Origin of the sequence: Rubellimicrobium mesophilum DSM 19309, assembly GCF_000600335.2 — a bacterium.
GTDB classification, from domain to species: domain Bacteria; phylum Pseudomonadota; class Alphaproteobacteria; order Rhodobacterales; family Rhodobacteraceae; genus Rubellimicrobium; species Rubellimicrobium mesophilum.
In genome coordinates this window covers 65,479-79,428 of record NZ_KK088571.1, presented here as the reverse complement: position 1 = coordinate 79,428, position 13,950 = coordinate 65,479, and the positions used below count along the sequence as shown (strand labels likewise).

The window sequence follows — 13,950 nt, the reverse complement described above, 5'->3', positions numbered from 1 at the left end:
GAGTCCTCATGTCCCAGACCCTGCGCCATCCCGAAATCCTCGACCTTGCCCGCCGCGGCGGGAAGGTGACGGTCGAGGACCTCGCCCGCCACTTCGGCGTCACGCACCAGACCATCCGCCGGGATCTGGCCGAACTGGCCGAGGCGGGCCGGCTCGAGCGCGTGCATGGCGGCGCCGTCCTCCCCTCCGGCACCACCAACATCGCCTATGAGGAGCGCCGGCGCCTGAACGGCGAGGCCAAGGCCGCCATGGGCCGGGCCTGCGCCGGCCTCATCCCTCCGGGCAGTTCGCTGTTCCTCGGCATCGGCACCAGCACCGAGGCCGTCGCGCGCGAACTCCTCGGCCATCGCGACCTTCTCGTGGTGACCAACAACATCAACGTAGCCGGCATCCTCCTGGCCAGCCCCGACGCCCGGGTGATCCTCGCGGGGGGGACGATCCGTCGCTCGGACGGCGGCCTCGTCGGGCCGCTCGCGGTACAGACCATCCGGCGGTTCAGGTTCGACATGGCGGTGATCGGCTGCTCCGCGCTCGACGACGCCGGCGACCTTCTCGACTTCGACCTCCAGGAGGTCGAGGTGAGCCAGGCCCTTCTGGCCCAGTCGCGGCGCACGATCCTCGTGGCCGACCACTCCAAGCTCCAGCGCAACGCACCGGTGCGCGTCGCGTCGCTCGCTGACCTCGCGACCCTCGTCACGGACCGGCCCCTGGCGCCTGACCTTGCGGCCTGCTGCCGCGACTGGGAAACCGAGGTCGTCGTAGCCCCAGCCTGAAAGGACCGGCCTACGGGCAAGGAACCTCCCGCCATCCGCTCCTTCCTCGCTGGTCGCTATCCTTTGCCTCCGCCGCCATCAACGCGAGTGGCCTGCCGAGCACATCTTAGGCCAAGTCGAGCCTGACGTCGGCTCCCGCAATCACGACCTGGAACACCTGCTTGGCCAGAATCTGCCCGATCACGCTGAGTTCGCTCATCGATGCCTCCCTCCAACAGTCTCTCAGGAGCCAACCCTGGCAGCTCGAGGCCGTCACGGGCGTCTACAGCATCAACGCCGCCCGCATCGCCAACAAGACCCGGCGCCCCCCGATGCCGACCTGGTCGAAGTTCTGCGCCAGGGCTGTGCGGCCCGGCCGGAGTCGGCCTCGAAGCCGCCCCAAGACGCTCCACGACGACACGGCCTATGATCACCGTCGCTGCCGCAACGCGTGTCGCGCCCGATCCATCGCGCCCCGCATCGCGAGACGCGGAGTCGAGACGAGCAAAAAGCCGGGCCGGCACCGCTGGGTGGGGGAACGCACGCTGGCTTGGCTCAACCGCTTCCGCCGCCTTACCATCCGTCGCGAGCGGCACGCCGACATCCACGAGGCTTTCGCCCTCCTAGGCTGCGCCCTCATCCGCCTCAACCAGATCAGAAGGTCTTGTTGGGTGCCGTCAGTCCTCAGCTACTTGCCACAGCCACAACCCAAAGATCAGGTCGTCCAGAGCTAGGTACGAGCTCATCCAATCTCTTGCCATAGTCCGCCACGCGGACCGCCACGCGGTGATGCGGGACGGCTGCATCGCCGAGTTGGGCAGCCACGCCGAACTGGCGGCGAGAGGCGGCCTCTACTCACGGCTCGCCACGGCCTGAGCGGCTCCGGGGGCGGCCGCGGCCAGTCCAGGCCGGGGGGACGCGTGGTGCCGTCGCCGGAGCTGCGGGTCGGGCCGGCCGGCGGCGCGCGCCGGATCCTCGACCGGTGAGGGCGGGCTTGGCCGGGCCCGACAGCACGAAGCCCCCGTGCCTTGCGGCAACGGGGGCTTCGGATTGTCTGTTCCGCGAACCAGCGAGGCGCGGCTTTCGCCGTCTCTCGTCAGTTCGCTCGAGTTTGGTTGCGGGGGCAGGATTTGGTCACTGGTTGCAGTTGGGTATGGCGAGAAACCTGCCAGCGTTGGGCAGCTAAGGCGCTCCGCAGCACCCTCTGGGCGAGGAGGATCTGCGGGACGGGGTGGCGAGGGCCTCCAGATTTCGAAGCGACAACGGGATCCAGATGGAGAGCATCACCGTGGGGAAGTTCTGAAATAGTGGATCAGGTGACGCTTGGTCCTGCTGAGAAGCAAGGTAAGTGTCCTGCCCTCTCAAGCCGTTTCCTGTAACGCGGTCCGATAGCGTCTCTTCAACTCAGGCACCCTGTGGGACGAAGCTGCCGTATCACCTTGCGGGCGACCTGCCATAGATGTGGCCCCGAGATACTTGGCCCCGTTGCCGCAGCCGAGCGTAATATTGCGCTTTTCGGGGTCACGCCGGCAGCTATTAACCCGTCGGCGGCTCCCATTAGGGCAGTTCCGGTCCCTGCGGTAGCGATGAGCACATCCACCTCCCCGTCCAGGTATTCGGCGATCTCCTGGCCCAACGGCTCATAGCTGCGGCAGACGTCGGGCGAGCCGAGTGGGTCCGCATAGAAGTCGCTGGGCTCCTCGGCCGGAGCGTAAGCGCGCGCCTTCATACGAGCGATCAGGTCCAGCGTGATCCTGCCGTTTTCGATTCGCTCAACGGTTACTTCTGCGCCGAAGGCTTCTATCCCCCAGCCGCTTGCTTCCGGAGAAGGCTGGGGCGGCGAAAGGTGTGTCCGGCATCCGAGCATCTCACCGCAGACGCTGCGTTGCCGAGCCGGCAGGCCATCGATTCAGCTCGATCCACGGACATGGAGGTGGAGGCCAAATGACTTCGCACTTGATCGGGCTCGCCGGCGACCGCAAGCTGCATGAGAAAACGCCAATTGAGGAAGCGCTGCTAAATGGACGAAGGGCTCGCGAAGAGATACGCAACTGCTTTTGTGCGACAACAGGCAGACCACAGCTCCATCCGAGACTGGCTTGGAAGCCCTCGACGAACACAAGCATTCAAGAAATTCGCATTGTCTTCCCAAATGGAGCATGAGGGGCGCGTCCTTGAGACCATGGCACCCCTTATTCGCCCACCTTTCAGTGACCCGTTTATCCCCGCCCCATGGAGCCCGCTGGTTAAGTCAGTCAGCGCGCAGTTGGTCAGTGCAGCGCCAGAAACCGAAGTTTTCCACACCGTTCATAGCGACGAGCTAGATTTCAACGAAAGATCAGTTTTCCTGAATAACCTTTTCTATATAGCGACTGCGGAAAAAGTGGAATCTTCCCTGCTCACAGTCGCGAACATGAGCCATCATACGATCACAAGAGTGCTTCAGCGCGGCCTCGCCGACGAGAAATCCTTGGATTATCTCGTCTGGCTCTCGATGGCCATTGCCCGTGATCTTGCGCAGATTTTTGGTTTGACGTCGCTGGAGCAAGATGGAGCTTATGACTTCCTTATTCCTTTTATGGGCGGCGCGTTTGTCGCTCGGACAATGAAAGTCTCGCCAGGAATCGAAAAGTCCTATCAAGGGGACCGATGGGTGTTCTCGCTGCGCACTTTCCTTGAAAAAGGCATGTTTAAACCCAGCGACCATGAGCGCATGGCGGGTATGAATATCGAAGAAGACGGAACCATGCGGCTTCGCTGGCTTGGGCAAATTAGGGAGATGCCGCGAGGCATCATGCGGGAAGCCGACGTCAACCACATCAAGGGATGGCTGCAAGCGAATGCGCGGCCATCGAGGCCAAGGGCCGCCGCTCGTTGAACTTGGGCATTTTTCTCTCGTGGTGGCCGTTGCGTCGCTGTTTCACGGTCTGGAAGATCGCGACCGACTGCTGGTCCTCTTCTCTGGCTCCTTCGCTTTGAGAAGGCGCCCCGCGCGCAACCAAAACGCTCGGATCGCGACGTGGAAGGTCCACGCGGCGTTCTGGGCGGTAGCCACCCTGGTCGACATGATTGAGAAGCTCAGGTTTAGAGTCTGTGGCCACCATGGCACCCAAGGCTGTAGTCTCTGGCGAGCGGTGCTGCCGACCAGACTAATCACCAGCGATGGTCCGCCTAGCTGGCAAGGGTCTTGAGGCCAAGTACAGGGTGCTTCAGAGCACGGCGAGCAAGCGAAGGTTTGGTGACACCGACTCTGAAGCGCTGGACTTATCGGATGCGGCGATACCACTGGTGGTTTGCGCCGTCCTTGTGCCGCTCCTCAATGTCCGGGAACTCGCCCCTTCTGACGGCTGCCAAGAAGTCCTGCCCGAACGTCGTCGGTTGCGCCACTTCGCCCCACTGGGCCTCAAAGAGGTCCTTCAGCGTGAACTGCTGACCTACGTTCCAAGCCTGCAAGGCTTCGTGAACGCGCGGCCTGAATGTCTCCAAGTCCATTGTATCCAACTCCTCATACAAATGTCGCGACTGAAATGGCGCTTGGAGCCGCTTCGCGCAGGTCGGCTGCAAGGTCAAGCCCGTGCCCGCAGGGTTGCCCGTCGCCGTCTAAACGCAGCCGCTTGTCATCTAGGCTATACCCTCCGAGCCATCCCCGACTGGTAGGGACTGTGCGTCTGCAACAGATAGTCGAAAGGCAGGAAGTGACCTCCACCATCCTTCTCCGCCTCGGAGACTTGGTGAAAGGCTCGTAAGTTCCACCGTCGACAGAGCAATACAAGCCATCATCACTGCTGAGAAAATCTCTCCCACCCGCGCAGGCTCGCCTCGCTCGCTGCAGCATCTTTTCCGATAGCTGCGTGTGTCAGATCGCGGATGAGCCATCTGCTCCGCGACATCCATTCGAACATCGTCTGCAGCTCGGTCCAAGTGAGGCGTCGCCTGTTCCCGTCGAGTTCAACAAGAAGATGAGCTTCTTCGGACCTGTGTGGGACGTCTGCGGAGTAGCCGATCAGCCCGTGACAAACGAGGTTCCTAATGACAAGCGCCTCCCGCAGTGAGCTACTCAGCCGCTGACAGAGTTCCCTCTGCAATGGCCGGCCATGACCTGCCTGCATCACGCGCTCAGACCAGACGCGCAGAACCTGTGATGGAGGACCACCCTCTGCCCTTCGCCTGCACGACCAACCTCGTCGACCGGCTCGACCCGGCCTCAATGCGGCGCTTCACCCTCAAGGTGGAGTTCCGCCCGCTTGACCCGGACCAGGCTCGGGACGCCTTCCGGCACTTCTTCGATCTTGCCGCTCCGGCCGGCCTGTCCCGCCTTGATCGTCTCACGCCCGGAGACTTCGCCGCGGTGCTTCGACGCGTCCGGCTCTTGGGGCTTGGGGACTCGGAGCGGATCCTCGGCGAGCTCGCCCGCGAACAGGCGACCAAGCCGGGCGGCGGGGTCGAGCCGGTCGGGTTCCGCGTGAGGGCCCCACGGTGATGCGCAGGGAATGGCACGGCGCCGGCCCCTCATCGCCGCCCGAGCCGCGGGGCCACGCCACCCCGCCTGTCCAACCGCATGTCCGGGCCGGTGCCTCGGAAATGTCATCAAAAGGGCATCGGCGGTCGCCATCCGCCGCATGTCCAGGAGTCTGTGGAGTGGATGATCGTATGGAATGGGGACTCCTCGGCACGGAGCAGGCCGAATCCGAACGGCGGAGCCGGCCCTTGGGACTCGGCGCCGCTGTCCGCGCCTTCAACGAGCTTGCGGTGCCAGGTCTCGGTAATGCTTGGTTCGGCCGCCAGCTTCTCCTGGCCCTGCTGGGCATCCATCTGGCCGAGCGGGCCCGCGCGGGCGGACAGGACCTGTCGAACATCGCCGCGGCCAATGCTGTCGAGGCGCTGGCCGTGTGGCTGAGCCTCAGGCACCTGGGTTGGCCTCGGGACGCCCGCTTGCCGGGCCGGCAGAAGCTTTCCCGGCACAGGGACCTGCGCGACCTGAGCTTCGCCACGGCTGGGACACGCAGCTTCTACGTGACCCAGCCCATGCGGGTGGGAACGCTCGCGCCCTTGCACGCCTTTGGACTTGCGGAGGGGGAGAGCCGTCGGTTCAACGGCTACAACGTCACGTCGCGGGGCCTGCGGCTGCTGGAGAACGCCTTTCCGAGCTCGCGCGCCATGCTTCTCCGCTGGGTCTGCGGCGGCCCTCTCCCCAGGAGGCGAACAGAACTGCGGGCGGAACTCGATCCCACGAGCCCGCTGACCGGCGCGGTCTCGGAAATCCTGCGGGACGGCTTCCTGTCGGGCCCTGCCTCGGACCGCACCCGACGCCGCGAGGCGCTGGCCTGGATCGGAGCCCTTCGCCGGGACCGGCGCAGCCATACGGACTGGGCCACCCGCCCGGACGAGATCGAGGACGACGCGCATTGGCGGGACATGCGGGCCGGAGCGCGCTTCTTCGAGGTGGTCGCCCTGGGCGGCGCCGTCGACAGGGGATCGGTGCTCGACCATCTCGAGGCCGGCCTTGGTGCCTTCCCCCGGCAGCGGGTCCCCGTCGATCTGGCGCCCTCCCTCGTGCCCGCGGACAGGCTCCAGGCGCTTCGGTACGCCGCGAAGGCCTTTCTGGCCGAGGACCACGATCCCTCTCCCGACCGCATGGCGACCGCCTTCTGCAACGAATGCATCCAACGGAGCGACGTGGAGGTGATCCGGTCGCTAGTCGCCCGGGACGGTCGCATCCTTCGCCTCGTCGACGGAGAACTGCGGCCCGGAGGCGCCTTCGCCGGACGCCCCATCGCCGCGCCCGCCCTCGTGGAGGACGAGGAAGCGCCGGACGCCCCGGTGATCGAGGAAGGAGAGCTTCCCCCCTCCATCTCCTTCCGTGTCCGCAACCTGTATCATCTGGCCCCCGATCTCGCAGGGCACCGGTAACCCCATGAACATGTCCTTCGGCACCGACCGTCACCCGACGCTGGCTCAGTTGTTCGAAGCCCCCGATGGCCATGTCGGCCATTTCGGCTGGGTCTGCGGCTACTCCGCCGACGTCCTCTTCCTGAACAGGGCCGTCGAGCGCTTCACGCGCCGGACCCATGCGCAGCGCGCCGCGGCGGGCGAGGTGTCGCTCGCGCTCATCCTCGACCCCGGCCAGGAGCGGCTCTCGCTGCTCGACGTGCCGGGGGTCCTCCATCGTGCCGCTGCCCTCGAAGCTCCCCTTCGGCCTGATGCACGCCAAGGTCGCGCTGCTGGGGTTCCGCGCCGTGTCGGAGCCCAAGGATTGGCGGCTCCGACTGATCGTTTCGACCGGCAACTGGACCCGCGCCACGCTGGACGACAGCCTGGACCTGGCCTGGACCGTCGAGATCGCCTCCGGCGAGACCAGGGGCCGCGACGCCACCCAGAACGCCGTGGATGTCGCCGCCGCCGCGGACTTCCTGCAATGGCTCCGCGGCAAGGTTCCGTCATCGCCCCTCGATGCGGCCCCTCCCGTCACGCGGGAGGCGATGGACGCCCTCGACCAGTGGGTCGCCGACCTGCCGGCGAGTTTGCCCAAGCCTCCGGCCCCGCGCTTCATTGACAGCCGCAGCCAGGCCCTGCTGCCCCAGATCTGCGACCGGATCCCCGCCGGTCCAAGGAACTACCTGTCCATCGGCTCCGGCTTCTACGAAAGCGCCACGGCGCCCGGCCTCGTGCCCTCGGTCCTCGACGCCGTCGTGGCCGAGTTGCAGAAGGCCGGCGCGCTGAAGAAGCAGAAGCCTTGGGTGGACCTCTACGTCAACCCGGAGGCCTGCCAGGCGGTGGCCACGGCGGTCGACGCCATCGCGGCGCGGGGCTGGACGATTCGACGGGCCGTGACACCGAAGGGCCCTTCCCGCTTCCTCCATGCGAAATTCCTCTTCGCCGCGAACTGGCGCGACGAGGATTCCCTTTGCGCGAACGCCTGGCTTTACCTCGGCTCCGGGAACCTGACGCCGCCCGGGATGATGCGGGCCGCCTCGGCCGGCGGCAACCTGGAAGCCGGCGTGGTGCTGAGACCCCGGACCCTGACCTGGGAAGACCGCCCGTCCGACAAGGGCCACCCCGTCCGCCGGCTCCTGCCGATCGCCTGGAGCGAGGACACGCGGGTCGAGCCCGGCGCCCTGAGCGGCGGCGAGGACATGCCGGACCGCCCGCCCGCCTATCTGGCCCCGCCGGTGCCCTATCTCTTGTGGCGACCCGACAGCCCGGCCGCCCCGCTCCGGCCACCGGAGCCGGCCGACAGCTCCTGCGACCTGCTCGATCCGACGGGCCGCCCCTGCCGCCGCATCGACGGGGGCTGGGAATGGGCGGGAGAGCAACCCGTCGAGGTGACGGTGTCCTGGAGCTCCGACGGACGAGCCCTGACAGAGCGCGTCCCCGTCATCGGCGCGGACGGACGGATGGCCGCCCGTCCGCTGCCCTCCATCGCCGTCGACGAGGTCTGGTGGGCCTTGTCCGACTTCCCGCTGCCGCCCTCCGAGCCACCCGGAGACGAGGAGACCACCGGGGGCGACGGGACGGGCAAGGGCGAGGGCGAGGGCGAGGGGCGCGGCACGAGCCTGCCCTCCTCCTATCCGGTCAGGCGCATCATGGAGCTGGTGGAACGCATCGCCGATCGCCAGACCGCGATCCATCCCCTGGACTGGACGGCCTGGTGCGTCCGCCTGGGGCAGACGCTCGAGGCCGCCAAGGACGACCCGGCGGTGGCCTTCTTCCGCAGCCTGTCGCTGAACCCGCTCGGGCCGTTGCGCGCCGCCCCGTTCCGCCCGGACTTTTCCCTCGCCCCCGGACCGGATGCGGAACGCTACGAACGCACATTGGACATGGTCGAAAGGGGCTGGCAGGTGAACGGCCTTGATGGGAGGTGGCAGCGCGATGTCGGTTGATTGGTCAACGGTCGCTGAGCGGCTGCGGGAGATCGCGGACGCTCCTGGAACCTTCCTCAACGAGGGTCAGCGGGACAGTCTGTGCCTCCTTGCCGAACGGCTTCCGCAGCACGGAGTCATCCTGGCCGACGAGGTGGGCCTGGGTAAGACGCGCATCGCCGTCGCCGCGGCCCGCGCCGTCACCGAGGCGGGGGGCCGCGTGGCCATCCTCATCCCCACCACCCTCGCCTACCAGTGGCAGGACGAGTTCAAGAAGGCTGGCTTCCCCGCTCCGGGAGAGGCCGTCCGCAGTTTCTGGCAGTTCATCGGCGCCTGGTCGGACCCCAGCGCGCCCCGGCCCTGGTTCGACCGGTCGGTCGTCCTGCTGTCGCATGGGCTCGTGAACTGGAGGCTCCACCCGAACGGCCCGCGGCAGCGGACCCAGCTTCTTCCCGCCCTGGTCGGGCTGGCCCAACGGTCGGCATCCGGGCGGGCCCCCAACGGCTTCCCCGACTTCGAACGGAACCTCGACCCGTCCGTCCGGACGGCCGCCCACTCGATTTGGGCTCGCAGCGCGCAGGGCAGTCCCGAGATGATGCAGCGGCTCGACGCGCTGCGGCAGGAAACGACGTGGCGGGACGCCAGCGCGGCGCAGGACTTCGAGGCGAACGGGGGCAATCGCCGGCGGCTCCATCAGGCCGTCGGGCTGGGCCTCGGCGCCTTCGATCTCGTCATCGTCGACGAAGCCCACAAGAGCCGGCACGACGAAAGCGGGCTGTCCCGTCTCCTCGGGGAGGTTCTTCTCGGGTCGAGCAGCCGGCGGCACCTTTGCCTGACCGCGACGCCCGTCGAGCTCAATGCCGGCCAATGGGTGGACTCGCTTGCGCGAGCGGGGGTCAGGGACGACACGACGAAGAACCGGATCCGCGGCGTCACGAGCCGTTACGCCAAGAGCCTGGCCCGGCTCCGGCACGCTTGGAGGAGCAGCCCAGATGCGCGCCAGGAGTTCTCCGATGCGGCACGCGCGTTCCAGGAGGCGCTCTCGCCCTTCGTCCTCCGGCGCGACAAGCGACGCGACGAGGATGTGGTCCGGTACCGGCAGGCCGTGCTGCGGAACCGATCGGCCGCGCTCCATGAGCCCCTTGCGGCCGATGTCGATTCCTACCGGTGGCAGCACGAGATCCCGGTCGACCTGTCCCGTCTCGATCCGTCCTGGAAGCGTGCGGTCTGCGCGGTCGAGGCGCTTTCGTTCGTCTCGGAGATGGGCAAGGACCCTCTCTCCAAGCGGCTAAGGCTGACCTTCGGCAACGGGCATGGCATCGCGTCCGGCCTCGATCATGCCGGCCAAGAGGAGGTCGATCCGACCCTCGCGCTCGACGGCGACCCGGAGGGGATCGCCGCCTCCGACCCCGAAGCGGTGGGTGCGACTTCGAGCGAGGGCGGCCCCCCGGACAAGCGGGCGCAACGCATCTCGTGGTGGAAGGGAGTCCTCGCCCAGGTCGGCGGGCGTTCCGATCCGCTCTTCGAGCATCCCGCGATCGTCGCGGCGGCACGGGAGATCGACGACTACGCGACCCGCGGCGAGAAGGTTCTCGTCTTCGGGCGCTTCACCGCGCCGATGCGGGCGCTCGTCGCACTCCTGAACGCGCGCCAGATGCTCCGCGCCCTGGATGAAGGACGGCTCTGGCCCCAGAGCCAGGTCGCGCAGGAGGACCGCTCCGCCGTCGAGGCCGCCCATCGTCAGCTCGGGCGGCCGGACCCCTTCGACCTCGGGCGGATCGATGCGGCCCTTGCGGCGCAGTATCTGGTCCTCGAGCGACGCCGTGGCCGGCTGCGCCAAAAGATCTTCGACCTCATCGGCGAAGGGCTGCGCCCTGACGAGCCCGGCGCGGCGGCGCTCCTGGCGGCCGCCCGTCGGACGGACCGCCCGACCCACCTCGCGGCCGCGATCGAGCAGCTCCTCGGAGAGCGCGTTGCCGAACCGTCCGCCGACACTGGGGAGCGTCCGGCGGCCGCGGAGTTCCCCCCGAGGGCCGTCGCCGAGAGCTTCATCGATCTGGTCTCCGCCCTGCGGGACCAGGGTCGGGACGCCCTGGACCTCCGCGAACCGATCGACGAGGACAAGGCCCTCGCCGTGTGGTCTGACACCGAGAACCGGCTCGAGGTCGAGTACCGTGTCGAACGGGGGGCGCTTTGCGCGGTTCATGTCCGGCTCGACCGAGATGCCCGCCCGGCGGGCGCTCCAGCTTGCGTTCAACCGTCGCGAAAGCAACCCGCGCGTCCTCGTGGCCCAGTCGCTCGTCGGGCGCGAAGGCCTCAACCTGCACAGGGCCTGCCGTGTCGTCGTCCTCATCCACCCGGAGTGGAACCCGGGGTGGTGGAACAGCAGATCGGACGCGTGGACCGGGTGGCGAGCCACTGGGCTGCGTCGGTCCAGCGCGCCCTCGAGACAGGGGAAGGAACGCTGCCCCGCATCGAGATCCGGCCAGTGATCTTTGGCGGGACCTACGATGCCCACCATTGGGCCGTCCTCCTGGACCGCTGGGACGACCTAAGGGCACAGCTCCATGGCATCGTCATACCTCACCACGACCGGACAGGATGCACCGAGGAGGAGATCGGGATCCTCACGACCCTGGATGAGGCGGCGCCCGACTTCTCGCCGCCTCCTCGCCGACAGGTCTCCCAAGGGTGAGGCGGCCCGCGGCTTCGGCTGATCCATGCGGTTCCTGTCTGCGTGACGCGGCTGGGATGGCAGGACACGCCGAAGCACGAACACCTGTTCGGGCCAGCCCGACGCCCGGACCGGATCTCGCGAGCAGACCAGGAAAGCGCTTGATCCGGACGACTCTCTGACGTATCAAGCCGGTCCTATGTAGATCCTATAAAGCCTCAGATTTTGTTCTGGCCTGCCATCCCGGCGGGCTGGCAAGTCATGGAGGCTCGACTCAGTTGAAGCACATCAGAACGGAAGAGCGCCACTCGGACGACAAGCGCGCTCGCATCATCCGGATCGCGGAACAGGTTCTCGCCGAAGCCTATCGCGGCGCCACCCGCCAGGAGATGATCGAAAGCCAACTCCGTGTCCGTGAGAGTGTGGTTCGCGAGGTCAAGCGGCGTCGGACATAAGGCGGCGGACGGCCGGCCAAAGGGAGGGTCTGGCCTCGCTGCCGACTCACAGAGGGGGAGATGCGCATGCACCCCCTCTGCATTTCCGGTCACATCCACTGCTGAGAAACGGACGATTGCAGGCTGGATTAGCGAGCCCTGCGTCCAAGGACCCTGCCCCGCGCACCGTCTAGCAGGCTGCTGAGAAACTCCTACGACCAGAGGTGCAGGGCAGCCCGTGCAGAACTTTCTCACGTTTCAGCGATTAGTGAGTGCCACTGGGCGATGACAGAGGTCCAGTTACGGAACGCTGTTCCCCGCCAGCTCACCCCAAGTTAGTTTTTCAGCAGCCTGCTAGGGGAGGCGGAGACCGCCATCGAAAGCTGGCGCAGACACTACAATACAGTCCGGCCCCACGCCTCGCTGGGCTATAGACCACCCGCCCCGGAGGTCATCCTCCCGGCCTTCACCGCCTGGCCGGCTGCGCCAGCCAAACCCGCTCCGCCGGCCAGGCTGCCGGTGGCGCCACGACCAGTGCTGCACTAACATTCACTTGGGCCACCCAATGGGGGCTGATCACGTCGAGCGCACCACACCAAGATCTGCTACTGCAAGCTCCGCTGGATTCGGGCGCCGAGTTCAACCTAAGCTAGGCACGACATCCACCAGAGGTCCCAAGTGCAAGGAATATATACAGTCGGCCATGGGACCCGCAGCTTCGCTGAGATCCAAGAGCTCCTTCGGGCTAGAGAATGCGACTTCCTCGTGGACGTCCGGAGCAGCCCATTTTCGAAGTTCAATCCAGACTTCAATATTGACCAACTCAGGAGGCACACGGCCTCCGCAGGGATCACCTATGTTTTTATGGGTGACCAGCTTGGCGGACGGCCAAACGACCCCCAAATCTACGACAAGACCGGCAAGATAGATTACCAACAACTGCGGTGTAAAGAATATTTCCAAGCCGGACTGGAGCGGCTCGAGACCGCAGCGAAGAAGGACCTCCACGTTTGCATAATGTGCAGCGAGGAGAGGCCGGAAGACTGCCACAGATCAAAGCTTATCGGCGCCGAACTTCAAGCTCGCGGCATCAATGTCACACACATAGACAAGGCTGGGCAAAACTCCAGCCAAATCGTTGTCATTGAAAGGATCGCCAGCAGTCAGCTCGACTTGTTCAGTTTTGACCCAGCCCTGACGCGCTCGAGAGGACGCTATAAACGGTGACAAAAGTATTCACAATCGGGGGATATGGCCATAGCGTTGACGAATTCTTCGAGAAGCTGACGAACAACGGAATAGGATTGTTAGTTGATGTAAGAGCAAGGCGCCTCGTCCGCGGCCCGATGTACCGGCATCTAAATGCCGGAAAGCTTCAGGAGATGCTTGCTGACAGAAAGGTTCAGTACAGTCACGCGAAGCAGCTCGCCCCAACTCAGAAAATCAGGGATATTCAGAAGGATCAGGACAACGCTGACAGGACACGAAAGCGCGACAGAGTCGCACTATCCTCGAGTTTCGCGGAAAGTTATCGGCGAGAAGTGCTCGCTGCCGCCGGCCCAGAGTTGATTTCGGTCATCATTTCCAGTCACGATGCTGTCTGTTTCTTCTGTGTGGAGCACGGGCACGCTGCCTGCCATCGCTCACTTATTACGGACGAGATTCGCAGTCGGTTCGGCGTGAATCCAGTGCATCTTTAGGAGGTGATTGATGATGATGGCCGAAGGGGGTGCATGAGTCTGCCTCCGATGTGCTGATCGTTGCCCGGACGCGGATGAGTAAGGAGAGAGTGTGCGTAGGCGCCTTCGACCGGACGAAGGCCAAGAATATAAGGCTTTTGCCTCAAGGCCAATATAATTGGCCTGATTCCGCTCCATTCAAGGTGGGCCATAGATACAAATTAAAGTACCGCAACAAGACCAAGATTTCACCTCCACATCTGGAGGATGTCGAAGTGGTGTCCTACGAGGTGGCGGGTGAGCTCGACATAGTCGAACTAGGTGCGCTCATTAGGAGCGCTTGCCCAATCCAAAGCTGTCCACTCACCGAGACATTTGAACACAGCTTAGATACGGCGTTCGGGAGCCTATCCATCGCGGAAAATAGAATCCCGTCAGGGAGCGTCGGCTTCTGGCTCTCGGATCGACCCCTATATAGGCACGATATGTACGGAAAAGTGCGATTCAGATATGGAGACGAGCTCAAGTTCCATACAGTACCCTTTGTGGGCG

General features: G+C 65.4%; 11 protein-coding genes and 2 pseudogenes. 10 read left to right on the top strand and 3 right to left on the bottom strand.

What is annotated here, in order from left to right:
- Positions 1-8 precede the first annotated feature (8 nt).
- Both RUMESO_RS11025 and RUMESO_RS25160 read left to right on the top strand, forming a co-directional pair.
- On the top strand, positions 9-773 hold the full coding sequence (locus RUMESO_RS11025; protein ID WP_037280212.1) for a DeoR/GlpR family DNA-binding transcription regulator: 765 nt from the start codon (positions 9-11) through the stop codon (positions 771-773).
- A gap of 344 nt (positions 774-1,117) precedes the next feature.
- Positions 1,118-1,420, top strand: a pseudogene (locus RUMESO_RS25160) (IS5/IS1182 family transposase); the annotation flags it as partial.
- Positions 1,421-2,151: 731 nt separating this feature from the next.
- Here the strand turns inward: RUMESO_RS25160 and RUMESO_RS28525 are convergent.
- Positions 2,152-2,619 carry a pyridoxal-phosphate dependent enzyme gene (locus RUMESO_RS28525; protein WP_082483849.1) on the bottom strand — a complete coding sequence of 156 codons (468 nt, stop codon included), beginning with the start codon at positions 2,617-2,619 and terminating at the stop codon, positions 2,152-2,154.
- Between the two features lie 153 nt (positions 2,620-2,772).
- Here RUMESO_RS28525 and RUMESO_RS25155 point away from each other — a divergent pair, with 153 nt between their 5' ends.
- Complete coding sequence (locus RUMESO_RS25155) at positions 2,773-3,630, top strand: hypothetical protein (RefSeq protein ID WP_156362894.1); 858 nt, start codon at positions 2,773-2,775, stop codon at positions 3,628-3,630.
- Positions 3,631-4,016: 386 nt separating this feature from the next.
- On the opposite strand, the gene RUMESO_RS11020 is transcribed toward RUMESO_RS25155, so the two are convergent.
- The gene (locus RUMESO_RS11020; protein ID WP_037280211.1) at positions 4,017-4,244 is read right to left on the bottom strand and encodes a DUF1413 domain-containing protein; all 228 of its coding nucleotides are present in this window, start codon (positions 4,242-4,244) and stop codon (positions 4,017-4,019) included.
- 649 nt (positions 4,245-4,893) lie between these two features.
- Between RUMESO_RS11020 and RUMESO_RS11015 the strand changes: the two genes are divergently transcribed.
- From RUMESO_RS11015 to RUMESO_RS11000, 4 genes are all read left to right on the top strand, one after another.
- Entirely contained in the window at positions 4,894-5,232 is a 339-nt protein-coding gene (locus RUMESO_RS11015; RefSeq protein ID WP_037280210.1) for an ATP-binding protein, read from the top strand.
- A 158-nt stretch (positions 5,233-5,390) separates the two neighbouring features.
- Positions 5,391-6,662, top strand: coding sequence for a hypothetical protein (locus tag RUMESO_RS11010; protein ID WP_156362892.1), 1,272 nt, complete (start codon positions 5,391-5,393; stop codon positions 6,660-6,662).
- Between the two features lie 257 nt (positions 6,663-6,919).
- Positions 6,920-8,632: a phospholipase D-like domain-containing protein gene (locus tag RUMESO_RS11005; protein ID WP_037280208.1), complete on the top strand. Its 1,713-nt coding sequence runs from the start codon at positions 6,920-6,922 to the stop codon at positions 8,630-8,632.
- Complete coding sequence (locus RUMESO_RS11000) at positions 8,622-11,306, top strand: SNF2-related protein (RefSeq protein ID WP_037280206.1); 2,685 nt, start codon at positions 8,622-8,624, stop codon at positions 11,304-11,306. The genes RUMESO_RS11005 and RUMESO_RS11000 overlap by 11 nt, the downstream gene beginning before the upstream one ends.
- A gap of 197 nt (positions 11,307-11,503) precedes the next feature.
- On the opposite strand, the gene RUMESO_RS25150 is transcribed toward RUMESO_RS11000, so the two are convergent.
- On the bottom strand, positions 11,504-11,689 hold the full coding sequence (locus tag RUMESO_RS25150; RefSeq protein ID WP_156362890.1) for a hypothetical protein: 186 nt from the start codon (positions 11,687-11,689) through the stop codon (positions 11,504-11,506).
- Positions 11,690-12,073: 384 nt separating this feature from the next.
- Between RUMESO_RS25150 and RUMESO_RS24200 the strand changes: the two are divergent.
- From RUMESO_RS24200 to RUMESO_RS24190, 3 genes and pseudogenes are all read left to right on the top strand, one after another.
- Positions 12,074-12,265: pseudogene (locus RUMESO_RS24200) on the top strand (integrase core domain-containing protein); the annotation flags it as partial.
- A 132-nt stretch (positions 12,266-12,397) separates the two neighbouring features.
- Positions 12,398-12,946 (top strand): DUF488 domain-containing protein, encoded by a 549-nt coding sequence (locus RUMESO_RS24195; RefSeq protein ID WP_169791161.1) that lies wholly within the window; start codon positions 12,398-12,400, stop codon positions 12,944-12,946.
- Positions 12,943-13,419: a DUF488 domain-containing protein gene (locus tag RUMESO_RS24190; RefSeq protein ID WP_082483840.1), complete on the top strand. Its 477-nt coding sequence runs from the start codon at positions 12,943-12,945 to the stop codon at positions 13,417-13,419. Before RUMESO_RS24195 ends, RUMESO_RS24190 begins: the two co-directional genes overlap by 4 nt.
- Positions 13,420-13,950: the final 531 nt, after the last annotated feature.